The organism is Microbacterium sp. S1037 (assembly GCF_048381605.1).
GTDB lineage: Bacteria > Actinomycetota > Actinomycetes > Actinomycetales > Microbacteriaceae > Microbacterium > Microbacterium testaceum_B.
In genome coordinates, this window is the sequence record NZ_JBLWIG010000001.1 from 1,672,332 (window position 1) to 1,697,280 (window position 24,949).

20 protein-coding genes are annotated in these 24,949 nt (G+C 71.4%); 10 read left to right on the forward strand and 10 right to left on the reverse strand.

Annotated elements, in window-relative coordinates; translation table 11 throughout:
• Window positions 1–26: 26 nt before the first annotated feature.
• Window positions 27–1,409 carry an MFS transporter gene (locus tag ACMW4R_RS07535; protein ID WP_418299570.1) on the forward strand — a complete coding sequence of 461 codons (1,383 nt, stop codon included), beginning with the start codon at window positions 27–29 and terminating at the stop codon, window positions 1,407–1,409.
• A 441-nt stretch (window positions 1,410–1,850) separates the two neighbouring features.
• Here ACMW4R_RS07535 and ACMW4R_RS07540 read toward each other — a convergent pair whose 3' ends face one another.
• The 5 genes from ACMW4R_RS07540 to ACMW4R_RS07560 all read right to left on the reverse strand — a co-directional run bounded on the left by ACMW4R_RS07540 (window position 1,851) and on the right by ACMW4R_RS07560 (window position 7,651).
• Complete coding sequence (locus ACMW4R_RS07540) at window positions 1,851–2,819, reverse strand: hypothetical protein (protein ID WP_418299571.1); 969 nt, start codon at window positions 2,817–2,819, stop codon at window positions 1,851–1,853.
• 259 nt (window positions 2,820–3,078) lie between these two features.
• Window positions 3,079–3,846, reverse strand: a complete 768-nt coding sequence (locus ACMW4R_RS07545; RefSeq protein WP_081319284.1) for a ribonuclease E inhibitor RraB — start codon at window positions 3,844–3,846, stop codon at window positions 3,079–3,081.
• Between the two features lie 39 nt (window positions 3,847–3,885).
• Window positions 3,886–5,316 (reverse strand): FAD-binding oxidoreductase, encoded by a 1,431-nt coding sequence (locus ACMW4R_RS07550; RefSeq protein ID WP_418299572.1) that lies wholly within the window; start codon window positions 5,314–5,316, stop codon window positions 3,886–3,888.
• The gene (locus tag ACMW4R_RS07555; RefSeq protein ID WP_058614676.1) at window positions 5,313–6,965 is read right to left on the reverse strand and encodes a thiamine pyrophosphate-binding protein; all 1,653 of its coding nucleotides are present in this window, start codon (window positions 6,963–6,965) and stop codon (window positions 5,313–5,315) included. The genes ACMW4R_RS07550 and ACMW4R_RS07555 overlap by 4 nt, the downstream gene beginning before the upstream one ends.
• Before the next feature lie 248 nt (window positions 6,966–7,213).
• Complete coding sequence (locus tag ACMW4R_RS07560) at window positions 7,214–7,651, reverse strand: GNAT family N-acetyltransferase (protein ID WP_058630271.1); 438 nt, start codon at window positions 7,649–7,651, stop codon at window positions 7,214–7,216.
• A gap of 83 nt (window positions 7,652–7,734) precedes the next feature.
• Here ACMW4R_RS07560 and ACMW4R_RS07565 point away from each other — a divergent pair, with 83 nt between their 5' ends.
• The 7 genes from ACMW4R_RS07565 to ACMW4R_RS07595 all read left to right on the forward strand — a co-directional run bounded on the left by ACMW4R_RS07565 (window position 7,735) and on the right by ACMW4R_RS07595 (window position 16,548).
• Window positions 7,735–8,430, forward strand: coding sequence for a hypothetical protein (locus ACMW4R_RS07565; RefSeq protein ID WP_058630272.1), 696 nt, complete (start codon window positions 7,735–7,737; stop codon window positions 8,428–8,430).
• Window positions 8,427–8,945 (forward strand): RNA polymerase sigma factor, encoded by a 519-nt coding sequence (locus tag ACMW4R_RS07570; RefSeq protein WP_418299573.1) that lies wholly within the window; start codon window positions 8,427–8,429, stop codon window positions 8,943–8,945. The genes ACMW4R_RS07565 and ACMW4R_RS07570 overlap by 4 nt, the downstream gene beginning before the upstream one ends.
• A gap of 234 nt (window positions 8,946–9,179) precedes the next feature.
• Window positions 9,180–10,649 (forward strand): aldehyde dehydrogenase family protein, encoded by a 1,470-nt coding sequence (locus ACMW4R_RS07575; RefSeq protein ID WP_418299574.1) that lies wholly within the window; start codon window positions 9,180–9,182, stop codon window positions 10,647–10,649.
• 518 nt (window positions 10,650–11,167) lie between these two features.
• Window positions 11,168–12,817 carry an amidohydrolase gene (locus ACMW4R_RS07580; protein ID WP_418299575.1) on the forward strand — a complete coding sequence of 550 codons (1,650 nt, stop codon included), beginning with the start codon at window positions 11,168–11,170 and terminating at the stop codon, window positions 12,815–12,817.
• A gap of 105 nt (window positions 12,818–12,922) precedes the next feature.
• On the forward strand, window positions 12,923–13,924 hold the full coding sequence (locus ACMW4R_RS07585) for a sugar ABC transporter substrate-binding protein (protein ID WP_418299576.1): 1,002 nt from the start codon (window positions 12,923–12,925) through the stop codon (window positions 13,922–13,924).
• A gap of 66 nt (window positions 13,925–13,990) precedes the next feature.
• Entirely contained in the window at window positions 13,991–15,517 is a 1,527-nt protein-coding gene (locus ACMW4R_RS07590; RefSeq protein ID WP_418299577.1) for a sugar ABC transporter ATP-binding protein, read from the forward strand.
• Window positions 15,514–16,548, forward strand: a complete 1,035-nt coding sequence (locus tag ACMW4R_RS07595; RefSeq protein ID WP_363337757.1) for an ABC transporter permease — start codon at window positions 15,514–15,516, stop codon at window positions 16,546–16,548. Before ACMW4R_RS07590 ends, ACMW4R_RS07595 begins: the two co-directional genes overlap by 4 nt.
• A gap of 235 nt (window positions 16,549–16,783) precedes the next feature.
• Here the strand turns inward: ACMW4R_RS07595 and ACMW4R_RS07600 are convergent, their stop codons facing one another.
• Together ACMW4R_RS07600 and ACMW4R_RS07605 are read right to left on the reverse strand one after the other, a co-directional pair.
• The gene (locus ACMW4R_RS07600) at window positions 16,784–17,602 is read right to left on the reverse strand and encodes a molybdenum cofactor biosynthesis F family protein (protein ID WP_418299578.1); all 819 of its coding nucleotides are present in this window, start codon (window positions 17,600–17,602) and stop codon (window positions 16,784–16,786) included.
• A 95-nt stretch (window positions 17,603–17,697) separates the two neighbouring features.
• Window positions 17,698–19,179, reverse strand: a complete 1,482-nt coding sequence (locus ACMW4R_RS07605) for an APC family permease (RefSeq protein WP_418299579.1) — start codon at window positions 19,177–19,179, stop codon at window positions 17,698–17,700.
• A gap of 157 nt (window positions 19,180–19,336) precedes the next feature.
• Here ACMW4R_RS07605 and ACMW4R_RS07610 point away from each other — a divergent pair, with 157 nt between their 5' ends.
• Both ACMW4R_RS07610 and ACMW4R_RS07615 read left to right on the forward strand, forming a co-directional pair.
• A complete protein-coding gene (locus ACMW4R_RS07610; RefSeq protein WP_418299580.1) occupies window positions 19,337–20,068 on the forward strand; it encodes an SDR family NAD(P)-dependent oxidoreductase in 732 nt (243 codons plus the stop codon).
• A 31-nt stretch (window positions 20,069–20,099) separates the two neighbouring features.
• A complete protein-coding gene (locus ACMW4R_RS07615) occupies window positions 20,100–20,903 on the forward strand; it encodes an SDR family NAD(P)-dependent oxidoreductase (RefSeq protein ID WP_058628625.1) in 804 nt (267 codons plus the stop codon).
• A gap of 129 nt (window positions 20,904–21,032) precedes the next feature.
• Here ACMW4R_RS07615 and ACMW4R_RS07620 read toward each other — a convergent pair whose 3' ends face one another.
• The 3 genes from ACMW4R_RS07620 to ACMW4R_RS07630 all read right to left on the reverse strand — a co-directional run bounded on the left by ACMW4R_RS07620 (window position 21,033) and on the right by ACMW4R_RS07630 (window position 24,874).
• Window positions 21,033–21,989 (reverse strand): helix-turn-helix domain-containing protein, encoded by a 957-nt coding sequence (locus ACMW4R_RS07620; RefSeq protein WP_058628626.1) that lies wholly within the window; start codon window positions 21,987–21,989, stop codon window positions 21,033–21,035.
• 114 nt (window positions 21,990–22,103) lie between these two features.
• Window positions 22,104–22,697: a TetR/AcrR family transcriptional regulator gene (locus tag ACMW4R_RS07625; RefSeq protein WP_418299581.1), complete on the reverse strand. Its 594-nt coding sequence runs from the start codon at window positions 22,695–22,697 to the stop codon at window positions 22,104–22,106.
• A 155-nt stretch (window positions 22,698–22,852) separates the two neighbouring features.
• Entirely contained in the window at window positions 22,853–24,874 is a 2,022-nt protein-coding gene (locus ACMW4R_RS07630) for a primary-amine oxidase (protein ID WP_418299582.1), read from the reverse strand.
• Window positions 24,875–24,949 lie beyond the last annotated feature (75 nt).

Genomic DNA, 24,949 nt, shown 5'->3' on the forward strand with positions numbered 1-24,949 from the left:
TGACGATGACGTCTCGAAGGAGTCCCATGTCCCGCTCACAGTCGCCGGGTTTCACCCCTACCGGCACCATCTCCACGTCCACGGACCGCCGCCGGGTGGTCTTCGCAACGGTCGTCGGCACCACCGTCGAGTGGTACGACTTCTTCCTCTACGCCTCGGCCGCGGGCCTCGTCTTCGGCCAGTTGTTCTTCGCGCCCGCCGGTCCCGGCATCGCGCAGATCCTTTCGTTCCTGACCGTCGGACTGAGCTTCCTCTTCCGCCCGCTCGGGGCGTTCCTCGCCGGTCACCTCGGCGACAAGTACGGGCGTCGCGTCGTGCTGATGCTGACGCTCATCCTGATGGGCGCCTCGACCACGCTCATCGGCGTGCTGCCCACATACGACGCGATCGGTGTCGTGGCGCCGATCCTGCTGATCCTCCTGCGCGTGCTGCAGGGCATCTCTGCCGGCGGCGAGTGGGGTGGTGCGGTCCTCATGGCCGTCGAACACGCGCCCAAGACCAAGCGCAGCCTCTTCGGCGCCTCCCCGCAGCTCGGCGTGCCCCTCGGCCTGCTGCTCGCGAGCGGCATGCTCGCCCTCATGGCGCTCATCGCCCCCGGCGACGCGTTCCTCGCGTGGGGCTGGCGCGTGCCGTTCCTGCTGTCGTTCGTGCTGATCCTCGTCGGCTACTACGTGCGGCGGAAGGTCGAGGAGAGCCCCGTGTTCGTCGAGATCGCCGAGCGCAAGGAGCAGACCCGGATGCCGATCGTGCAGCTGTTCCGCAAGCACGCGCTGCTCGTGATCATCGCCGCGTTCGTGTTCGCCGGCAACAACGCCGTCGGCTACATGACCACCGGCGGCTACATCCAGCGCTACGCGACCAACCCCGACGGCCCCCTTGGGCTCGCGACCGCCGACGTGCTCGGCGCCGTGACCCTCTCGGCGGTGTCGTGGTTCGTCTTCACGCTGCTCGGCGGGTGGCTCGGCGACAAGATCGGGCGCCGCAACACCTACATCATCGGGTGGATCGCGCTGCTCGTCGCCATCGTGGCTCTGTTCCCGCTGGTGAACACCGGGAGCGTCGCACTCCTCGCCCTCGGGCTCGTGCTCCTGACGGTGGGACTCGGCCTGACCTACGGTCCCCAGGCGGCGCTGTACGCCGAGCTGTTCCCGGCATCCATCCGCTTCTCGGGGGTCTCGATCTCGTACGCGATCGGTGCGATCTGCGGCGGCGCGTTCGCCCCGACCATCGCGACGGCGCTCGTGGATGCCACCGGCACCACCGTGTCGGTCACGGTGTACCTCGCGATCATGGCGGTGCTCGGCCTCATCGCGACGCTGCTGCTGCGCGACCGCAGCGGTATCCCGCTCGGCCCGGACAACGAGGCCGCGCAGGAGGTCAGCCCCGTGCGCGGATTGTCTCGGGTCTGACGCTGGGTTCGGCGGCCCCGTTGCGCTTCGGCGTGGCGGGGCCGCTCGGCGTCGGCGCGTGGTGGCGGCTTCGTTTGCCCGAAGTAGTCGGTGGTGGGGGTGTGGTGCGGCGATGTGGGGCAGGTGAGGGGATGCCGTGGGTTGGGGCGGTGGGTTGGTTTGTCTGAGGTGGTCGGTGGTGGGGTGTGGTGCGGCCATGTGGGGCAGGTGAGGGGATGCCGTGGGTTGGGGCGCGGGTTGTTCGTTTGCCCTAGATGGTCGCCTGCGAGGGCGCGAGGTGGCCATATAGGGCAAGTGAGCGGATGCCATGGGTCGGTGCGGGCGTTGACTTGCCCGAGGTGTCCGCTGATGGAGTGCCGAGCGGCCAGGTGCGGCAGATGAATGGATGCCGCGATGGTGGGCGACGCGCCGCTGCCGGGGCGATCGCGAAGACCGAGGATGTCAGCTGACGCGGGTCCGCCCGGCGAACGCCGCGCGCGCCCGCTCCACGAAGGGCGAACGGTGCGCGGAGAGGTCGAATTTGGTGACGCGGATGATGCGCCATCCGAGGTCGGCGAGCATCTCGTAGCGTCGGATGTCGCTTGCCCACTGGTGCGGGTCCGTCAGGTGCTGCTCGCCCTCGTACTCGAAGCCCACCTTGCGCTCCGGATAGGCCAGGTCGATGAGCGCCACGACCTTTCCGGCCACGACCACCGGCCAGTTCAGCGACGGCTCGGGGAGTCCCGCCGCGATCAGCGTCAGCCTCGTCTCGGTCTCTTTCCTCGACCGCGAGCGTGTGCGCACCAGGGGTAACGCGTCGCGGAGAGTGGCGGCGCCCCGCCGTCGCCCCGCCTCCAGGGCCGCCGCGAGCTCGGCGATCGTCGCGAGCGCCGGCGGGTCGTCGGGGCGCATCGGCTCGCGCACGAACGCATCGCCCAGTGCGACGAGATCGTCCCGGTGTAGCAGGGCACCCATCATCGCCCACGTGGTCGCCGGGCTCGTCGCTCGCAGGCCGCTCGCGGGCTCGGTGCGGACGCTGCCCATCCCCTCCGCGATCGAGGTGCCTCGCACTCCTCGAGCTCTGCTCGCACGCGAGGGGAGGATCACCCCGACGTCGAGCGGGCGTTCGACGAGTCGGCCCGATGAATCGCGGAGGTGAAAGACCGACGAGGGCAGCGGTGCATCCCACACCACGGCCGCCGCGACCAGAGAGAAGAATTCACAATCCCGCATCCGTGCGGCGTACTCGGTCGATCGACGTCGAACGGATGCCTCGAATCCGTCGTCCGGCGGGGCCGAGCGCGTCCGCACGCCGTGGAACGGAGACGAGAGGTCGGCAGCCCGGAGTCGTCGCCGTGACACGCCCAGCTCCACCGCCGCACCGACCGAGAAGGACTCGGGCAGTTCGTCGGGCAGGGATGCAGCTCTCACCCTTGCAACATCACACTGTCGGAGCGGCGCGTGGGCACGGCATCCGCAATCTGTGGAGAACCCCGCCTCCGTCGTTTGCCGCACCTGGTCGGCCGCCGCCGCCCGCCCCGGCCCTTCGCGGCAAACGAGCGTCCGGGGCCCGGCGTCATTTGCCGCACGTTGCCGCCTCGTGTGCACGGCGCCGACTATCTGCGGCAAACGAATGGATGCCGCCTCCGGCCGCTCGCGATCGCGGTGCCCGAGGCGACGGCGCGCGTCCTCAGGCGTCGCGGACCTCGACGTTCGCGCCCCAGCCGTCGTAGTCGCCCTTCCTCGCCTCGACGACGCCGATGACCTCGGTGAGGAATGTCGCCACCGACGCATCGGTCAGCGTCTCGACGCGTGTGGCGACCAGGATGAGGCGTAGCCCTCGGCGGTGGATGTCGACCGTGAAGCCGCGCGAGCGGAGATCGTCGGCTGCGGCATCGGCGGATCTGCGAGAGCGGAAGTACGCGAAATGTTCGACCGGTCGCGGGGAGGTGAAGTCCTCGCCGAGCTCTCGGCGAGGTGCCACCTGTTCCGGCCACATCGCGATCTCGCGTCCGACCGTCGCCGAAGGTCGTGCGGGTGGTGCAGAGGGCGCGGATCTGTAGACGCTCTGCTCATCGGCCGCGTCGGCGAAGTCCTCCCAGTCCGCGTTGGCGAGGTTGAGGTTGTTGTCCACGGCCCAGAGGTCGGCCGCGACACACCGGAACGACGGACGCCCCTTCTGGAGGTCGACGACGAGCACGGGGGAGCCCTCGGTCGTCAGGGTGATGTCATCCGCGATGAAGAGGACGGACGCACCCTCATCGTTCTCGGGAATCGCCGACCGGACGTCGTCCTCCGTCGCGCCGTACCAGCGGGCGTCATCGACGAACTGTACGTACCCGCGAAACCCATCGGCGTTCTCGGTGCGCACCGCAGCCACGAGGTTCATCCATTCGTCCGCGGGTGCTGCCGCGGTGCGGACGAGAAGTGAATCGCTCGTTCGAGGGAGGGAGTCCATGCGGTCCGTATGGCGGTCCCGGGCCGCGGGTGACGCGTGTCAGATCGCCCGACCCGGGGTCAGGATGCCACGCGGGTCGAGCGCGGCCTTGATCGCGCGCTGCACGTCGAGGGCGGTGGCATCCTGCTGCCAGGGGAGCTCGTGGCGCTTGACCGAGCCGATGCCGTGCTCGCCGGAGATCGTGCCGCCGAGCGACAGCGCGAGGCGCGTGATGTCGTCGATGACGAGCTCGGCAGCGGCGTACTCGTCGGGGGTGTCGCCCGCCTCGACCGTGGGGTGCAGGTTGCCGTCGCCGGCGTGGGCGACCACCGCGATGCGGCGGCCGTGGCGCGCGGCGATCTCGCCGATGCCGCGGAACACGGTCGCGAGCGCGGCGACCGGAACGCCGACGTCGCACGAGACCCGCAGCCCCTGCGCCGTGAGCGCGGGGTTCGCGAGGCGACGGGCTTCGAGCAGGCTGTCGGAGTCGCTGATCTCGGTCTCGGCCGCGCCGTGCGCGCGGCAGATGTCCGTGATCGCTTCGGCGGTCTCGTGAGCTGCGAGTCCGACGGTCTGGCCGACGAGCATCGCGGCGCCGGGGGAGGGGAGGCCGCTCGGGTGGAACGCCTCGATGATCTCGACGCTGCGCGCGTCGATCAGCTCCAGCACCTCGGGAGCCGCGGGGCCGGACACGATCGCGGTCACCGCGCGCCCGGCATCCTCGATGTCGTCGAAGCTCGCGCGGAAGGTGCGCGGCTGCCCGGGCGGCACCGGCTTGAGGCGCACGGTCGCCGCCGTGATCACGCCGAGCGTCCCCTCGGAGCCGGTGAACAGGCTCGTGAGGTCGTAGCCGGTGGTGTTCTTGCGCGTGCGCGCGCCGGTGCGCATCACGCGTCCGTCGGCGAGCACGACCTCGAGGGCGGCGACCACGTCGGTGGTCACCCCGTGCGCGACGCAGCGCAGGCCGCCGGCGTTCGTGGCGATGTTGCCGCCGATCGTCGACCACTGCGCGCTCGCCGGATCGGGCGGGAAGAAGAGCCCGTGAGCGAGGGCGGCGGCATCCAGATCCGCGGTGATCACCCCGGCCTCGACGTCGGCGAGGCGGTTGTCGACGTCGATGTCGAGGATGCGGTTCATCGCCTCGAGCGAGATCACCAGGCCGCCCGCGTAGGCAACGGCTCCGCCGGAGAGACCGGTGCCCGCGCCGCGGACGGAGACCCGGATGCCACGGGCGTGCGCCCACGCGAGAGCCGTCGACACGTCGTCTGTCGAGGCGGCCCGCAACACGGCGATCGGGAGGCCCTCGGGCTGTGCGCGCGAGCTGTCGACGGCGTAGGCGGCGAGGCTCGCGGGGTCGGTGAGGAGGCGGTCGCCGAGCGCGGCGCGGAGATCGTCGAGGTCCGTGGGGGCCGCGCCTGGAACCGGGGACGAAGCGGCATCCCGCCCCGCGCCGACGAACGCCGGGGCAGCGCCCCGTCCGTTGACACTCACGAGTTCACCTTGATGATCTCGCGCTGATACGGAGCGATCACGGAGCCGCTGATGCGCAGATCGAGCAACAGGAAGGGGCGTTGCTCGGGGTCTCTCCCCGTCCAGTCGGCGAGCGCGTCGAGATCGGCGACCTCTCGGACGACCACCCCCTCCGCGCCGAACCCGCGCGCGACCGCGGCGAAGTCGACCTCGGGGATGAGCATCGGCTCGCGCGCGAGACCCTTCAGGCCGTAGAGGTTGATCTCGGCGCCGTACGCGGCGTCGTTCCACACCACCGCGATGCCGTGGCCCGCGGCCGTGCGTACGGCGCTCTCGAGGTCGGCGATCGCCATGAGGCCGCCGCCGTCACCGGTGGTGAGAACGACGGTCGACTCCGGGCGCGCCGCGATGGCGCCCGCGACCGAGGGGAAGCCGAGGCCGATCGACTGATACGCGGTCCCGACCATCATCACGCGGTCGGGCGAGGCGACCGGCCAGTACATGTTCGACCAGCCGAGGAAGTGCCCGCCGTCCGAGACGACGATGCGATCCTCGGGGAGGAGCTCGCCGATCCGCGCGGCGGCGGAACGGGGATCGAGGCGGCCGTCCGGTGCCAATCCCTCGCCGGCCTCCTGCCCGCGCAGCGTCGCGACATCGACGCGGTCGCGCCACCCCGACGGCGCCGCCCCGCGAGAGCGCAGGCGGTTCACGATCTGCTCGGCTGCCACCGCGGCATCCGCTCGCACGAATCCGCCCACCTGGGCGTGCGTCGCGGTGGGGGCCACGTCGACCTGGAAGACCTGCGTGCCGGGGGCGAACAGCTCGCCGAAGCGCATCGTGAACTGGTTCAGGCCCGCTCCGAAGACCACGGCGACATCGGCCTCGCGCACGAGCTCCATGGCCCCTTCGGCGCCGAATCCTCCCGTGACGCCGAGGTCGTACTCGGAGGCGGGGAAGATGCCCCGACCGAGAGCGGTGGATGCCGTGATCGCCCCGGTCATCTCGGCGAGGTGCCCGAGCGCCGGGCCGGCGTCAGCGAGCCACGCGCCGCGGCCGGCGAGCAGGAACGGACGCTCGGCCGTCGCCAGGGCATCGGCGATGCGGTCGAGCGTGGCGTGAGCTGCCGGACCCTGCGGAGCCAGGGGAGCGGGGATCGTCACGGTCCCGGCATCCGTCAGCTCGCCGGCCTCGCGCGTGACCACGTCGTAGGGGATCGCCAGCACCACGGGAACGCGGTACGTCAGCGCGTGCTCGAGCGCGATGAGCACGGTGGCCGAGGCGTCGCGATCGCCGACCGTGTAGGTGCGCACGCCCACGGCCGAGGCGAGGGCGACCTGGTCGACGCCCCAGGGGCGCGGGCCGGAGGTGGGCTCGTCGCCGACCACCAGCAGGAGGGGGACGCGTGCCTGGGCCGACTCGGCGAGCGCGGTGAGGGTGTTCGTGAAGCCGGCGCCGTAGGTGGCAGTCGCGGCGGCGATGCGGCCGGAGGCTCGATAGTGCGCGTCGGCCGCCACGACGCCTCCGGCTTCGTGGCGCATGGCGGTGAAGACGGCGTCGGTGTGCCGGTGCAGGGCGTCGAGGAAGTACGCGTTGCCGTTGCCCATCACGCCGAAGACGTGGTCGAGGTGGCGGCCGAGGGTGTGGGCGACGTGCGCCGAGACGATGGGCATGCGGAAGCCTTTCGCGAAACAGTGACGGGAATGAGCCGTATGTGTCTCGCGCGGATCTCGCGCTACGTGCCCCTTTTTCGAGCAGCGACGCACGGCTTCGTGCGCCTGACACGGCGATCATATACGATCCGCGAGCCTCTGGGAGTCGTCGTGTCGGCTGACGAGGCCCGGATGCCGTGGGCCAAACTCCTGTGCTTCGGTCGGTGTCGGCCTCGACGGGCGCCGAGAGGCGGGACCGCGCCGTTTTCTCAGGAGTTTCGCTCGCCCGAGCCGGCGGGCTCCCGCGATGCAGGGAGTGCGAGGTCCATGCCGGGACCGTCGGCGGGCCGCCGGACGAAGCCGTTGCGTTCGTAGAATTCCGCACGCCCGTGCGCGGCGAACAGCTGCACGTCGTGCACGCCGCGACGGTGCGCCTCATCGACGAGGCACCGCACGATCGCGGCTCCGATCCCCGCGCCCCGTGCGCGCTCGGCCACGATCATCTCCGTGACGAATGCGTGCAGGGCCCCATCGCTGATCAGTCGACCCATTCCGACGAGCACGCCGTCGTCGTCACGCGCTGTGCAGATGGCCCAGGTGCCGGAGAGAGCCCTTTCGAACGTCTCCGGTGGCCATGATCCCCACCCCGTCTCGGCGTACAGGGCCGCGAACTCCGCCGCGGTCGGGGGATCGAGCGAGATGTGCACGAGCGAGAGGCTACCGCGGCGGCTGTCACGTTTCGCCGCGCCCGCGACAGGAACGGGGTGAAGAGAATGAGAGAGGACTCCTCATGAACCACGATCCCTTCGCGGCCCTCGCCGCGGCCGACCCGGCGCGCGACGTCTCGCTCCCCGCCTCCGACGTCCGTCGCATCGTGCGGGCGGCGACCACGCGACCCCGTCGGCGGCGCTGGATCCTTCCGACGGCGACGATCGCGGTCGTCTGCGCCGTCGGCATCCCGGGCGCGGCCGTCGCCTCCGGCTATCTCGCGCGCACGGGGTGGTTCGGCTCGCCGAACCCCGGCTCCCCGGAGGGGACGCAACCGGTCGGCACCGAGGCCGACGGCAGCGAGTGGATCGACACGTCCGCCGCGGACTACGGCGATTACGCCGTGACCCTCTGGCCCGCGTACGCGACCCTCCCGCCCGGCTACGACACCGCCGCGTTCGCCCGCGCCATCGCCGCGGACGCGCCCGAGGGACTGCGCCAGGTCACCGGCATCCGCAGCGAGTTCGAGCAGAACGCCCGGTGCGCGTGGCGCACCGAATGGCTGGATGCCGACGCCCTCGGCGACGCGGCACGAACGGCGGTCGCCGCGCAGACGTTGACCGAGGCGGCGACCTGGCCCGCGACGGTGGCGACCGACGGCGGCGGGATCGTGGACGAGGAGCGCGCGCTCGCCGCGGCCGCGACCGCCGGCGACCGTTCGGGGGTCGAGGCCGTCGACGCGTGGTGCGGCGAGATGCTTGAGGGGCGCGGACGATGACCCCCGACGAGGAACGGCGGCGCTTCGAGGCGGCGGTGGAACCGCTCATCCCCGACCTCCTGCGGTACTTCGTGCGCCGCGTCGACCCGCGCGCCGACGCCGACGACTGCGTGTCCGAGACCACGCTGGCGCTGTGGCGTCATCGTGGGCGCTTGCCGGTGGCATCCGGGGATCAACGGATGTGGGCGTTCGGGATCGCCCGGAACGTGCTCTCGAACCACGTGCGCAAGAGGGCGCGCCGCGCGCGCATCGACGAGACCCTCGAGCGGGAGGAGCGCGAGCCGGTCAGCGACGAGGCGTTCCTCGCCCTCGAAGCGCTGGGGACGCTCTCAGCCGGTGACCAGGAGCTGCTGCGACTCGTGCTGTGGGACGGTTTCGGTATCGCCGAGGCCGGAGCGCTCGCCGGAGTGCGGCCGGCGGCCGCGCGCAAGCGTTACGAGCGTGCCCGCGCACGGCTGCGCGCGGCGTTCGCCGAGCTCGAGCCGGGGAACGAGCGCGAGACGACGCCGCGCTGACCCCCGGCCGGGCGGGGTCGTGGCCGTTCCGCTGACTCGCGCCGAATGGCCGCGCGCGCCGTGTCGCGCCGGGAATTCGGCGCGAGTCAGCGGGGAGGGGGAAGGGGGAGGGGAGAACCGGCGCGGTGGGTCTAGGGGCGCGCGCGGGCGGACAAGAGGTGGCGGCACGGCGGGCGGAAGCTGACGGAGCGGGCCCGCGCACGACGGCCCGGGACACGAATCGAAGGAGCCGAGATGTCCGACCCCACCCCCGCCCTGGCCGATCCCGAGGTCGAGGCCGCCGCCGCCTCGACGAACGTCGACGACGCGGCCCTCCTCGCCCGCGTGCAGGCCCCCGAGGGACAGGGGAGGGAGATCCCGGATGCCGCGACGCGCGAGGTCATCGGACGAGCACCGGTGCACACGGTCGCCGACGTCGACGCCGCCGTGGCCCGCGCCCGCGCGGCGCAGCCGGGGTGGGACGCCGTCGGGCATGGGGAACGGCGTCGCCTGCTGCTGGCCGCGGCCGACCGCATCGAGGCGAACGCCGAGGCGCTCGCGCGTCTGCTCTCGCGCGAGCAGGGGAAGCCGCTCGACGGACCCAACGCCCGGTTCGAGGTGGGCGCGTGCGCCGCGTGGCTGCGCACCGCCGCCGGCACCGAGCTGGAGCCGGAGGTGGTCGTCGACGATGGAGAGGTCTACGCCGAACTGCACTACCGCGCCCTCGGCGTCGTCGCGGCGATCGGTCCCTGGAACTGGCCCATGATGATCACCGTCTGGCAGATCGCCCCCGCACTGCGCATGGGTAACACCGTCGTGGTCAAGCCGAGCGAGTACACGCCGCTGAGCGTGCTCGCCCTCGTCGACGTGATCAACGAGGTGCTCCCCGACGACGTGCTCATCGCCGTCTCGGGCGACCGCGACGCCGGAGCGCGCCTGACCGCGCACCCCGACGTCGACAAGGTCATGTTCACCGGATCCACGGCCACCGGCCGAAAGATCATCGAGAGCTCCGCGGGCAACCTCGCCCGCCTCACCCTCGAGCTCGGCGGGAACGACGCCGGCATCGTCCTGCCCGACGTCGACCCCGCCGCGATCGCCGAGGGGCTGTTCTGGGGTGCCTTCATCAACACCGGCCAGACCTGCGCCGCGCTCAAGCGCCTCTACGTGCACGACGATGTCTACGACGCGGTGGTCGACGCGCTCGCAGGATACGCCGCGCACGTGCCGATGGGCCGCGGTCTCGACGAGGGGACGGTGCTGGGCCCGCTGCAGAACAAGCAGCAGTTCGACATCGTCGACCGACTCGTTCAGGATGCCAAGGCCTCCGGCGGCCGTGTCGTGCTCGGCGGGGAGCCGGCCACCGACCTCGGCGAGCTGTTCTACCGCACCACGATCGTGGCCGATGTGGCCGACGGCGTCGCTCTCGTCGACGAGGAGCAGTTCGGGCCGGCCCTGCCCGTCATCCGGTACTCCGACGTCGAGGACGCCATCGCGAGCGCGAACGGCCTCGATGTGGGTCTCGGGGCCTCGGTGTGGTCGAGCGACCGCGATGCCGCCCGCCGCGTCGCCGCGCGCCTGCAAGCCGGCACCGTGTGGATCAACTCGCACGGTGGCGTGCACCCGATGATCCCGTTCGGCGGGGTGAAGGGCTCGGGCTACGGCCTCGAGTTCGGCGTCGAGGGGCTCAAGGCCCTCGGCGTGCCCCAGGTCATCAACGGCTGAGCGGCATGGGCGGTGCGTGCCCCGCCGGATCCCGGCGCGCCCCGCCGGACCCCGGCGGACCCCGGCGCGCCCCGTCGTCCCGCCCGGCCCCGCCCGGCCTCGCGCCGTTCCGTCCGGCCCCGCGCCGTCCCGCCTCAGCCCCGCATAAACACGATCCGCTCACGGAAACACGTGCACAGCGTGTTTCTGCGAGCGGAGAGCGTTTATGCCGGGGCGGAGCCGTGATCGCCGAGCGGTTCCGGCGCGGGTCGTGCGTCCGTCGTCAACGCGGACGCATCCGTGGTCAAGTCGAGCGGCTCGGTTGCGCGGAGGATGTCCTCAACCGGATCGGAACCCCGTGACCCCGCAGCCCGGCTCGCTCCGTACCGCAGCACCGCCCCGCACCGCAGCACCGCCCCGCACCGTACCGCAGCACCGCCTCGCACCGCCGCCGTCGCTCCACCCGCACTCGCTCCGCCCGCACTCGCTCCGCCGTATCCGGGTCGTCCACCGACCCCGCCGAACCCTCGGGAGACTCCATGACCGTCGCCGACCTCATCCTGCGGGGTGCCGTGGTGCACACCGCCGACCGCTCCCGCCCGACCGCGACAGCGCTCGCCATCGCCGACGGGCGTCTGCTCGCGGTGGGGACGGACGATGAGGTGCTCGCCACCGCGGGGCCCGCGACCGAGATCCGCGACCTCGACGGCGCGACCGTCGTCCCCGGTCTCGTCGACGTGCACAACCACCACCTCATGGCCGGCGAGGCCGACCTCTTCCAGCTCTCCTTCCCTCCCACCGCGGGACTCGACGAGGTGCTCGCCGCCGTCCGCGCGTACTCCGCCGGACTCGGCCCCGACGAATGGGTCGTGGGCGAAGCGTTCGGCAGCGTTCTGCTCGACGACTTCTCGCGCGCCGAGACCCGCGCGCGCTTCGACGAGGCGGCGGGCGGACGTCCCGTCGTGCTGACCGACGACAGTCACCACAACCGCTTCGCGAACTCCGCGGCGCTGGCGGCAGCCGGCATCCGGTCCGACACCCCCGACCCCGCCCAGGGGCGCATCGTGCGCGACCCCGAGTCGGGTGAGCCCACCGGACTGCTCATGGAGGCCGCGACCCTGGCTGTCACCGAGGCGCTCGACCGGAGCCTCGCCCGCACGCCCGAGCGCTACCGCCGCGCGAGCGCCCGCGCGATCGAGATCCTGCACTCCTTCGGCATCACCGCTTTCCAGGATGCCGCGGCCACCGTCGAGATCATGGGGGCGCTCCGCGACCTCGACGACACCGGCGATCTGCACGCGTGGGTCGTGTCGTCGCTGCTGTCGAGCGAGTTCCTGTTCGCGAACACGCCCGTGGGCGACGAGCTCGTCGCACGGCGCGAGGAGTTCCGCACCCCGCACCACCGCCCCGACTTCGTCAAGGTCGCGCTCGACGGGGTGCCGCCCACGCACACCGGGGCGTTCCTCACCCCCTACCTCCCGAGCGCCGACCACGGCCACGCGCACTGCGGGGTCACGACGATGGCCCCTGACGAGCTGACCGACTGGCTCACCCGCACAGCCGCCCAGGGGCTGGGCGCGAAGATCCATTGCACGGGAGACGCCGCCGTCCGTGTCGCGCTCGACGCGATCGCGGTGGTGCGCTCCGGCGGTGACACGAGCACGCGCTATCAGATCGCCCACGGCCAGTTCGTGCATCCGGACGACCGGCAGCGTTTCGTCGACCTCGACGTCTCGGCCGACATCTCACCGTTCCTGTGGTTCCCGGGCGTGATCCCTGATGCCATCGCCCAGGTGCGTGCCCAGCCCGAGGCCGCGCATCTCCAGCCCAACCGCGATCTCGTCGATCGCGGCGTGCTCGTCGCGGGAGGCTCCGACTGGCCCGTCAGCGTCTCGCCCAACCCGTGGGAGGGCATCCAAGGGCTCGTGACCCGGGCCGACCCCCTCGGTCGGGCGCCCGGCACGCTGTGGCCGGAGCAGGCGCTGACCCTCGACGAGGCGTTCGAGGTGTTCACCGTCAACGCCGCCACGGCGATGGGGCTCGGCGACATCACCGGTTCGCTCACCCCCGGCAAGTCGGCCGACTTCGTCGTCCTCGATCAAGACCCCTTCACCGTCGACATCGAGCGAGTCGTCCACACCCGCGCGGTCGAGACCTGGTTCGCGGGCCGGCGCGTGTGGACGCCCTGAGGTCTGGCATCCGCGTTCCGCCATCCGGGTCCTCCGAAAGCTTCCCCCCAGCACCACCCGCACGACAGCACCCGTCACCCGCATCACTTCACCGCTAGGAGCATCATGAAGCGCCCTCTCCGCCTGACCGCGATGGCCTCGGTCGTCATCGCCGGACTCGCCCTCTCCGCCTGCAGCACGACCGCCGCCGACGACGCCGGGAGCGGGGCCACCGCCCCAGCCGAGCGCGGCCCCGTCAAGAAGATCCTGTTCGACTACCCCTTCACCGCTCTGCCCGTGTACGGCGCCATCGTCAACATCGTCGAGGCGCGCGCCGCGGAGAAGGGCGTCGAGGTGAGCTTCACCAACGACGAGATGGACCTGCAGAAGCAGGTCAGCCAGCTCACGTCGAATCTCGGCAGCGACGTCGACGCCGTCGTGTCGTTCCCCGTCGATCCCGCCAGCCTCGAGTCGGTCGCCCAGCAGTACCGGGCCGCCGGGAAGTACTGGGTCACGTACGGCGGAGACATGACCAACCAGGACGCCACCCTGCAGTTCAGCTTCTACCAGTCCGGCTACGACCTGGGGAAGGATGCCGCGGAGTGGGCGCTGAAGAACGTCGGCCCGAACGCCGAGGTCATCGTGCTCAGTGAGACCGAGCGGCAGATCGGACAGGAACGCACGCAGGGTCTGCTCGACGGCCTGAAGGAAACCGGCCCCGACCTGCAGATCGTCGGCGAGCAGCAGGCGGTGACCCCGGATGACGGGCTCTCGGTCACCACGACGCTCCTCGCGCAGCATCCGAACGTCAACGTCGTCGTCTCGGCGGTCGGCGACGCGGCGCAGGGGGCGTACCAGGCGCTCGTCGCCGCGGGCCGCGCCGAGAACGACCCGAAGACCTACGTCGGCGGTCTCGACCCCAACCTGTTCCTCCTGCAGAAGATGCGGGACGGCAACTTCTTCCGCGCGGCCACCTACTTCTCGCTCAAGGACCTCGTCGACAACGTCATCGACATCCCCGTCGCTCTCGGCGAGGGGAAGACGGATGCCAGCGTCGACCTGCCCGTGAAGGTGGTCACCGTCACCGACCCCGACCTGTCGAGCTACATCACCGAGCTCGGCGGCTGACGCCCGGTGGGGCGGGTCGACCCCGCCCCACCCCCTCCTTCGCCCTCGACGAGATCGGAACCAGTCATGTCTGTCACCGTGCGCGGTCTGACGAAGCGGTACGGGGCGACCCTCGCGCTCGACGACGTCACCCTCGACATCCCCGGCGGGCGCATCCACGCGCTGCTCGGCCACAACGGCGCCGGGAAGTCCACCCTCATCGCCTGCCTCGGCGGCGGTGTCGCCCCCACCGCCGGCACCATCGAGATCGAGGGCGCCACCTACGATTCCCTGACCCCGAGAACCTCCATCGCCGCCGGAGTGGCGGTGATCTACCAGCACCTGAGCCTGCTCGAGAACATGACGGTGGCCGAGAACCTGTTCATCGGTCAGGAGCTGACCGCCGCGGGGCTGATCCGCCGCGGGGAGCAGCGCCGTCTCGCTCGCGCGGCGCTCGATGCGGTCGGCGCCACGGGTATCGACCCCGACGTGAAGGTCGCGACGCTCCCGATCGGGCAACGGCAGCTGGTCGAGATCGCGAAGGTGGTGCGTCGCGACGCGCGGCTGATCGTCTTCGACGAGCCGACCGCCGCCCTGTCGCGAGGGGAGGCCGCGCGGTTGGGAGAGCTCGTCCGCGACCTGGCCGGCCGGGGGATCGCGATCCTTTACGTCACGCACCTGTTGGGGGAGGTTCTGGCCCTCGCGGATGCGGCGACCGTCATGCGCAACGGTCGCGCGGTCTGGTCGGCCGAGGGGGCCCAGCTCACCCGCGCGTCGCTCGTCGCGGCGATCAGTGACGGGCACGGAGCGACCAACGACCGCCCCGCACCGCCGCGCCGCGACGAGACTCCGGTGCTCGAGGTCCGTGGGCTCACCGCTCCCGGCCTCAGCCCGATCGACCTCACGGTCGCGCCGGGGGAGATCGTCGCGTGCTACGGGCTCGTCGGTTCCGGACGCACCCGCTTTCTCAGCACGATCTTCGGGCGCATCCCGCGCTCGGGCGGCACGCTCGCGATCGACGGCGTGTCTCGGGAGACACGTTCGCCCGCCAAGGGGCTGCGCGCGGGGATCGCCCTGGTGCCCGCGGACCGCGCGCGTGAGGGACTGTTCGCCGCCCTCCCGGCACAGGACAACACCGTGATCGACGCGATGCGTCGGCTCGGATCCTGGGGCCTGCGCTCGCTCAAGGCGGAGCGCGGGGTGTTCGACCGCGTGGCCGGCACCCTCGCTCTGCGCCCGCGTGCGGCCGACCTCCCCGCGGGTCGGTTCAGCGGCGGCAATCAGCAGAAGATCCTGCTCGGGCGCTGGGTCAACGACGCGGCCCGCACCCGGGTGATCCTGCTCGACGACCCGACGCAGGGCGTCGACGTCGGTGCCCGCAAAGACATCTACGACGCGATCAAGACGCTGGCCGCCGAGAAGGGCATCGGCGTGATCGTCGCCACGAACGAACCCGAAGAGGTCGTCGACCTCGCCCACCGCTGCCTCATCTTCGCGAGAGGCGCCGTCATCGACGAGGTCGACGTCGCTCAGACCACGGCCGACGGTCTGCTCTCGGCCGTCCACACCGCCCCGGCCGCCCCCGCCGAACTCACCGAAGGAACCCGCCCGTGACTGACTCGTCCGTGACGCCCCCGCCCGTCACAGAGAACCGCTTCATCCGCGCCGCCGTCGAAGGCGTCGTGCGCACCCCGCTGCTCATCGTGCTGATCGTCCTGGTCATCGGCGTGCAGATCGCCACCGATTCCTTCTTCGGATGGCAGAACATCCGCGGCATCCTGCAGGACAGCGCCGTGATCGCGATCGTCGCCATCCCCGTCGCGATGCTGCTCATCGCGGGATACATCGATCTCTCGGTGGGTTCGAGTCTCGCTCTCGGCGGGGTCGTGGCATCCCTCGTCATGGACAAGGGAGCCGGACAACCGGCGGTCGCGATCGTGCTCGCGATCCTCGCCGGGGCGGTGGTCGGGCTCGTGAACGCCGTGATCATCACGGTGTTGGGCCTGAACTCGTTCATCACCACGCTCGGCACCCTCACCGCGGTGCGCGGGGTGGCGCAGCTGATCAGCCCGACGCCGCGCAACAACTTCGGCGACCAGTTCGGACTGCTCGGCGTCGGCACGGTCGCGGGCGTTCCCCTGTCGGTGTGGATCGCGGTGCTGCTGCTGATCGCCGCGGGGATCTTCCTCTCGCTCACCCCCACCGGGCGGCACGTCTACGCCGTCGGCGTCAACCGACAGGCCGCGTACTTGTCGGGCGTGCCGGTGCGGAGACTGCCGTTCGCGCTGTTCGTGCTGTCGGGGGCGATGTCGGGCTTCGCCGGGACCATCGTCGCGGCCCGGCTCAACAGTGCCCCGGCGGGACAGCTCGGTGCCGGTTTCGAGCTCGTCGTGCTGACGGCGGTCCTGCTCGGCGGCGTCGCGCTCACCGGCGGCGAGGGGACGATCTTCGGCGTCGTCGTAGGCGTGCTGTTCTACGGCGCGCTGAACAACTCGCTCGTGCTGCTGGGCGTCACGACGTTCTGGCAGGCGGTGGCCAGCGGCCTCGCGCTGGTGGCGGCCATCGGTCTCAGCGCTCTGACGCACGTGCTGCGGATGCGGTTGGCGACGGCGCGGGCGCAGAGGTTGGTGGCGCTGGCCGCCTGAACCTCGTTCCTCGCAAAGCCGCGCTCCCTCGGGGGCGCGGCTTTCGCGTGCTCCGATCCGGTCCTGTGGTGGGCGGAGGGTGAGGGGTGGAGGGAGGATCAAAGCGGCACGGGTGTCCTCCGTTCGTCCCTGGCCCTCTGCTCGTCACGGGCGGCCCCGGGGCTCGTCCCGAGCCACCCGCGCACACGAAAGAGCCGCGCCCCTCTCGGGGACGCGGCTCTCACTCGACGCCGTCTCAGCGCTCCAGCGGACGCGCGGGGTCGTACTCGACCGGATGCACGGTGTTCGAGAGCAGGCGTCCGTGCGCGCCGAAGGTGAAGTGCGTGGCACCCGAGCCCGACTCGTCGGTGCCGAACAGCACCCCGTGGGCGCGCAGGGCCTTCTGGTCGCGGTGGTCCGCGATCGTGACCGAACCGCACGGGATGACCTTCTCGCGCCACGTGAACACGTAGATGCCGGGGCGCACACGCCACACCGTGTTCTCATCGGTGTCGGCGAGGCCCTGCTCGGGGCCGGCGAGGCAGTGCCACGAGTACCAGTGCGGTGAGAGGTACACGTGCTCGTACGCGTGCACGGTCGAGTACACCCACAGCACACGGCGGCCGATCAGCTCGTCGGTCGGCGCCGGGGCCTCACCGTGCTGGTCGAGCTCCTCGATGCGCGCGGGTGAGAAGCTCATCTGCACCGCGGTACGCCCGGGGGCGGCGGTGCCGAGGGTGCTGACCACGGTGAGCGCGTGCCCGCTGCGCAGGTCGAGGATCAGCGTCACGGCCTCGTCGGGGCGCGCGGCGGGGGTGTACTGCGCGTAGTAGAGGTCCTCGTCCACCTCGATGACCTCGACGGCGTCACGTCCGGTCTCGGGGCCGGCGGTCCACTCCACGGCATCCGCGTCGAAGCGGTACGCCGTTCGTGCGCCCTCGTCGTCGACGGTGGTGAAGGTGCGCCCGGCGAGGGCATCGGTCAGGTCGGCCTTGGCGGCGTCGAAGCCGGGCGCGAGCCCGTCGAGCGGCAACCAGGTGCGCGTGTCGGACAGGTTCAGGGTGTCGGTCGTCATGCGATCTCTTTCTGTGGAGGGAGGGGAGGAGCGGGACGGATGCCACGGCCCCACGCCACGCGGGCGTCGGGTGGGCACGGAGGTGGCATCCGCGGTCAGAGTCCGGGAACGGGGTCCTTGCCCTTCTCGGCCGAGGCCACGTTGAAGGACTCGAGGTCGTCGGAGAGTCCGGCGTAGACGGCAGGCTTGCGACGACGCAGGAACGCGGCGTACCCGATGCCCCCGATCGCCGCGAGCACGAGCAGCAACGGCATCAGGCGGATCGCGGGTTCGCTCGAGCCTGCGACGATGTCGAAGTTGGCGACGGCCAGGACCACGATCACCGACAGGGCGACGAAGCCGATGCCGGGCGCGATCAGCGTGCTCCACCAGCGGCGGTCGCCGCGGCGGCGGAAGAACACCACGATCGACAGGGCCGCGAGCGCCTGCAGCACGATCACGGCGAGCGTCCCGAAGCCGAGCATCGCGGGCACGAGGTTGAGGATCGGGTCGAGACCGGCCAGTGCGAAGATCCCCGCGACGATCGCGGCGAAACCGGCCTGGACGATGCCCGCGAGCTGCGGGGCGCCCGACGGGCGTGTGCGGGCGAGGGCGAAGGGCAGCACACGAGCGCGGCCGAGGGCGTAGAGGTACCGGGTCGCGGAGTTGTGGAAGGCGAGCATCGCGGCGAACAGGCTCACCAGCAGCAGGATCTCCATGACGACCGTCAGCTGCGGGCCCAGGTAGGTCGCCGCGAGGCTGAAGATGAGGTCGCCGGTCGCGAGGTGCTCCTGGGCGGTGCCCTGGGCCTGAGCGACGCCGGTGGCACTGACGACGGCCCAGGTGGTGACACCGAGGATCACGCCGATGGCGATGATCGCGGTGTAGGTCGCGCGCGGGATGGTCTTGAGCGGAGTGCGCGCCTCTTCACCGAACAGCGCGGTCGCCTCGAACCCGAGGAAGCCCGTCGCCGCGAGCAGCAGCCCGATCGGGAGCGAGCCCGAGAAGACGGCCTCGGGTGAGAAGGCGCCGAGGTCGAAGCCCGTCTGCACGAGCACCGACACGTCGAACACCACGAGCATCAGCACCTCGAGTACGAGGGCGACACCGAGCACCTTCGACGAGAAGTCGACGCCCGTCCGTGCCATGACGAAGCACACGATGATCGAGAGCAGGCCCCACACGTACCAGTGCAGGTCGAAGCCCGTCAGCCCCGCGATGATCGACTGCATGAAGAAGCCGCTCGTCCCGATGGTGCCGACGACGAAGAAGTTGTAGCCGAGCGTGGCGATCAGGCCCGCGATGAGGCCGCCGGTGCGCCCGAGGCCCTTGACGACGAAGGCGTAGAACCCGCCCGCATTCACCAGCTGCTTCGACATCTGCGCGTAGCCGACGGCGAACAGCAGCAGGATCGCCGCGATGATGAGGAACGATGCCGGGGTCCCACCGCCGTTGCCGAGCGCGATCGCGAGCGACGCGACGACGACGATGCCGGTCAGCGGCGCGACGGCGGCGAGAACGAGGAAGACGATGCCGGCGACACCGAGCGCGCCGCGCTGCAACGCGGTGGAGGAGCCGGCGGAAGTCGGGTCGGTCATGGCGAGTCCTTCGGTTCGGTTTCCGAGCGGGCGTCGATGCCCGCTGCAGCGATCTTGCTCCGCCCGGACGCCGCGGACTTGACCGCCGGTGAGGGGGCCTGTTGCGTCCGTGCAGGGACGGATGCCGAGGCCTCGGGACCCGCACAGGATGGGCGGCATGGACCTTCAGCTGACCTCCCGCCGCGCCCTCGTCACCGGTGCCGCCGGCGGAATCGGGCGTGCCGCCGTCGAGGCGCTCGCCGCCGAGGGCGCGCGCGTGGGCGCGATCGACGTCGACCCGCGGGTGCGTGAGCTGGTTCCGCCGACGGCCGTCGCCGACCTCACGGATGCCGAGGCGGCGGCCGCCGCGGTCGAGGCGTGCGCGCGCGATCTCGGCGGAATCGATGTGGTGGTCCTCGCCGCCGGTATCTCCGGCCCCGTCGGCACCCCGCTCGATCGCACAGCCCTCACCGACTGGGAACGCGTCTTCGCGGTCAACGTCACCGGTGCGTTCCTCACCCTCCGCTCCGCGCTCCCGTGGCTGCGTCGGTCGGACGCGCCCGCGGTCGTCGTCGTGGCGAGCGATTCGGCGCTCGTCGCGACCGCCGGGATGGTGCCCTACGCCGCGTCGAAGGCCGCGCTGCTGCAGCTCGCCCGAGCCGCTGCCGTCGAGCTCGCCCCGGAGGGGATCCGCGTCAACACCGTGTGCCCGTCGATCGTCGACACCCCGATGAGTCGCGGAGATCTCGGGATGCCGAACGGCTTCGCCGCCGCGGAGTACCCGGTGCAGACGCCGGCCGAGGTGGCGGACCAGATCGTGCTCTTGGCATCCCCTCGTCTGCGACCGGTGTCCGCGGCGACCTGGGTGTCGGATTTCGGTGTGAGCGCGCGATCGGGTTTCCCGGCGTGAGCGGACAAGCGTGAACGGAGAAGGAGGAACGATGAACGACGAACTCCACGGACAGGTGGCCCTGATCACGGGCGGTGGGACGGGGATCGGCGAGGCGGTCGCCCGTCGACTCGCCCGCGAGGGGGCGCACGTGTTCGTGACGGGCCGACGCCTCGAACCCCTCGAGCGCGTCGCGGCCGAGATCGGCGGTACCGCGATCGCCGCGGACGCTGCTCGCTCCGCGGACGCCGCAGCGGTGATCGCGCGCATCCTCGAGGAGCGCGGGCGGCTCGACATCGTCGTCGCCAACGCCGGCGGGCACGGCTTCGCCACCGTCGCCGACACCGACGACGACGCGTGGGAGGCGGCCCTGCGCGCCAACGTCACGACGGCGTTCGTCGTCGTCCGCGCGGCTCTACCCGCTCTCATCGCGGGGCGCGGCCGGGTGGTCGTGATGTCGTCGATCGCGGGGCTGGCGGCCGGTCCCTCGGTCGCGGGCTACACCGTGGGCAAGCACGCACTGATCGGGCTGACCCGCTCCCTCGCCCGTGATTACGGGCGGAACGGCGTGCGGATCAACGCCGTCTGCCCGGGCTGGGTGGCGACGCCCATGGCCGACGAGGAGATGGACGCCTTCGCCGCGGCGGCGGGGCTGATCGACCGCGAGCAGGCTTACGCGACGGTGACGCGAGACGTGCCCCTCGCCCGCCCCGCCGAGCCGGACGAGATCGCCGCGGTCGTGCGCTTCCTCGTGTCGGGTGAGTCGTCGTACATCACGGGCGCGACGATCGTCGCCGATGGTGGGGCGCATATCGTCGACGTTCCGACGATCGCTTTCGACCACGCGGGGATGTGACCGCGCGGCCGGCGGCGCCGTCCGCCGGTCGCCCGGTGTCCCATTTCTGGTCGGTGGAAGGCCCCTCACCTCACCACTTCTGGGACAAGCTCCGTCAGAAGTGGGACATGGGGAGGGCGCGGGCCCGCGTCACCGCCCCGCGCGGCACTCGCTCGGCGAGAAGCCGAACGCCGACTTGAACGTGCGGCTGAAGTGCGCGGCATCCGGGAATCCCCATCGCGCGCCGATCGCCGACACCGACTGATCGGCGAGCAGCGGATCCGTCAGGTCGCGGCGGCAGCGCTCGAGGCGGCGTGAGCGGATGAGTGCGGCGACCGTGGTGCCCTGCCCCTGGAAGAGCGTGTGGAGGTGCCGCGTCGAGATGTAGTGCGCGGCGGCGATCGTTCCCGGTCCCAGGTCGGGGGAGGCGAGGTGCGTGTCGATGTGCTCCTCCACGCGGCGGCGCAGAGCGGCGTGCGGATCGGTCGCGGCGACATCGCTGCCGAGCTCGTGCGCGTACACGGTCGTCAGCAGGTCGAGGGCCGTGTGCACGAGTCGCGATCCGGACGGGCTCGCCACCTGATCGAGGTGGGTCCCGAGCTGCGCGAGGAAAGGGGCGACGACGCCCCCGAGTCCTCCATCGCCGGGGACGCGCACGGCCGTCAGCTGAGCGAGGGCGGACGACGGCAGGGGGAGGGCGCTCGGCGCGAACATCGTCACGATCGTGCGGAACTCGCCGCTGAAGCACAGCGTGTAGGGCCGCGAGGTGTCGTAGACCGCGAAGTCTCCGGGTCGCAGGAGTGCTTCGCGACCGTCCTGGATCAGCAGACCGGTGCCGGCGAGCATGAGGCTCATCTTCATCGCGGGGCCGTCGGCGCGCGCGATCAGATCGGGTGTGCGTTCCACCACGTGCGGCGAGGCGGCAACGGTACTGACGTGGATGCCATCGGCCGAGGCCGCGCGAATGGAGCCGCGGAATCGATCGGGGTCGGCCGCGGTGACGTGCAGCGGGACGAAGCTGTCGTCGACCGCCGCGCGGAACGCGGTCAGGTCGGCGGCATGGATGGCGGTGACACCCGATCCGGGTCGGGTCATGACGATCGACATGGGAGACCTCCTCGTTTCCCTCGACATTCGGCTCCCGCATCATTTTTATCCGACGCTTGTAGAGCCAAAGTTTCCCGAATATTACCTCTCTGTATCGGCGGCCGCGAGTGCCTCTCAGCGCAACATGTCGACGAGCGCGTCGACGGTGGCACGCATGCGCTGCTCGCGCGCGGTCTCGGGGAGCAGGATGCCGTTGGCCTGCATCCCGTTGACCGCGTGCAGGATCGCGTCGCTCACGGCCTGCACGTCGAGGCCGTCACGCACCTCGCCCTGCGCCTGTGCCTCGGCGACCATCTCGCCGAACGCCCGCTGCCATTCGCCCATCAGATCGCGGAACAGCCCGGCCAGTGCGGGGTCGGCCGCTGCGTATTCGAGGAACGCGATCACGATGCGCGCCTCCAGCGCGCGTTCCTCGTCGATCGGCGCAGCCTCGAGCAGGAAGGCCCGGAGTGCGGCGAGCCCCGTCGCGCCGGACGCGGTACGGTGCGCGGCGGCGCGCGCGTTCGTCGCGGCGAAGACGTGCGCGAAGGCGGCGGTGAGGATCGCGCTCTTGTCCGGGAAGTAGTGCGTGACGCTGCCGTTGGCCAGGCCCAGCTCGCGCGCGAGCTCCCGCATGGTCGTCGCCTCGATGCCGCGCTGGGCGATCAGGCGCCAGGTCGCCAGCACGATCTCGTGTCGGCGGGCTTCGTGATCGACCAGTCGGGGCATGGACGTCCTCCTTCGTGTCCGGATGCCGCGGGGGAGCGCCCAGACCGGCTCACCCTATCCGGCGGGCCGGGATCGGTCGGTCAGCGCTACCGCGCATCCTTCGCGGCATCCGTCATCGTCGGGCCGGCAGAGGCGCCACGACGGCCGGCCGCCGCTCAGTGCGCGCAGCGGCAGGTCGCTCCGTCACCGCAGCACCCGTCGCTGCCCTGCGCGTGCGCCTGCGACGACTCGGGCAGGTCGAGCGCGGGATTGCGGTCGAGGAATCCGTAGGGCTTGAGCCAGAACCCGGCGTAGTCGACCGGCATGATGGGCCAGTCCTCGGGCCGCGGCACGTGCGTGAGGCCGAAGGTGTGCCAGAGCACGAGGTCGGCACCGTCGATCGAGCGGTCGTCGGCCGTGTATGCGGGCAGCCCCGCGCCCCCGGCGTGCGCGTTGGGGTAGCGGCCGGCGGGCCACCGCTCCTCGGGGTCGTACGCGGTTCCCCACAGGTGCTTCGTCGCGAAAGCGGCGCGCGCAGCCACGGTCGAGGCCGGGTCGGCCATCAGCAGAGCCGTGGGCTGGGGAATCAGGTGGTACGCGGTCGGCTTGCCGACATAGTTCGTACGGTTCGTCGACTGCACCTCCCACACGCGCGCCACCGAGGTGTCGGCCTCGCGCTGCGCCTCCTGCTCGGTGCGCAGCGGGGTGTGCGACCACGTGAAGGCGTTGCCGAACGGGTTGTCGTCGCCCATCGGGATGCGCACGGCGTCCACCTCGAACAGGCGGTTCTCGTCGCCGTCGATCGCCATGTCGAGGCGCGCCGAGAACAGGTGCTGGTGCACGGGAGCGAAGACCCCGGGGGCGATCTCGGGCGCGTGCCGGTTGGTCAAGCCGGGCTCACCGCCGCCGACGAACACGATCCCGGTGGCCTTGGCCTCGACCTGGATCGAGCCGTCGAGGTAGAAGTACCAGAAGAAGCCGTAGTCGTAGTTGCCGATCGTCGCGAAGTACGACACGACCAGGCGGCGCGAACGCCGTACGTGCGAGCCGACCGGGCCCGGCTCGGTGTGCTTCCACAGCACGCCGTAGTCCTCCTCATGCATGCATACCGCGTTCGGAATGCGCATCGCGTGGCCGCGGTCGTCGGCGACGTGCCCGTCGAAGTAGTGGATGACGCCGAGGCAATCGCATCCGAGTTCGAGGTGGTTCGCGTTCTTGCCGAGCAGGTACTCGCCCGCGTCGAAGTAGCTGATCCAGAACCGCGTGTTGCTGGTGTCGCCGTACGGCACGACCATCTCGGGCACGCTCGCGCGCGACAGCACCGGGCGATCGTCGAAGCGCACGTCGTGCAGCACGAGTCCCTCGCGGGCGTTGAAGTCGACGCGCAGCGTCCAGTTCTCCCACTGCACGTGCGACCCGTCGACGTGGAAGCTCGGGCCCTCGGGCTGCGTGATCTCGATCGGCTTCAGCGTCGTCCGCGCGGGGCCGGTGGTCTCGGGGTCGTACCTGCCGCTGCCGGCCGGCACGGGGGTGTCGCCCTCGTCCTCGATGCCGATCACACGGTTCGCGGTGAGGTCGATGTGCACGATGAGCCCCTCGACGGGGTGTGCCCAGGCGATGTCGTCCTCGCTGTCGCGAAGGAACGTGAGGGATCGGATGACGCGACGCCCGACCTCGTTCTCGCGTCCGACGAAGCCGGGGGCCAGGGGGGTGCAGAACGCGAGGTCGATCCGATCGGCCAAGCCGCGGCGGCCCATCGCGGCGCGCCACTCGGGAGATGCCTTGACCAGTTCGGCGGCGCGCTCGTACTCCTCGAAGAGATACTGCGGTTGACCGTAGGGGGCGGAGTCGGCGGCGTACCGGCGGCTGTGGACCACCGCACCTGCCGTGATCGACACGACGGCCTCCGTCACCTCTCCGGTGGCGGTGTCGAGCAGGGTGACATCGGCGCGTCGGTCGATCGGGTCTCCCGGATGCCACGACGCCACCGCCTTCTTGTCGGGCTCCGCCGGCAGCAGCATCGGCACCCGCACGGTCTCGCCGAGCAGACCGGCCGCGACGAGGACGTCGCGCGTGCGCTCGATCTCCTCCGCGGTCAGCGGATCCAGCGGGTGGAAGGCGGGGCCGGCGCCGATCGCCGTTCGGGCGTCGGGATTGCCGCCGGGCTGCGGGGGAGCGGAGGGAGCGTGCTCGTGCATACCGACCACCCTGCGGGACGGATCGCGCGCGCGTTTGTCTGCGCGCGCGACACCGATGCCCGTCGGTGCGCGATG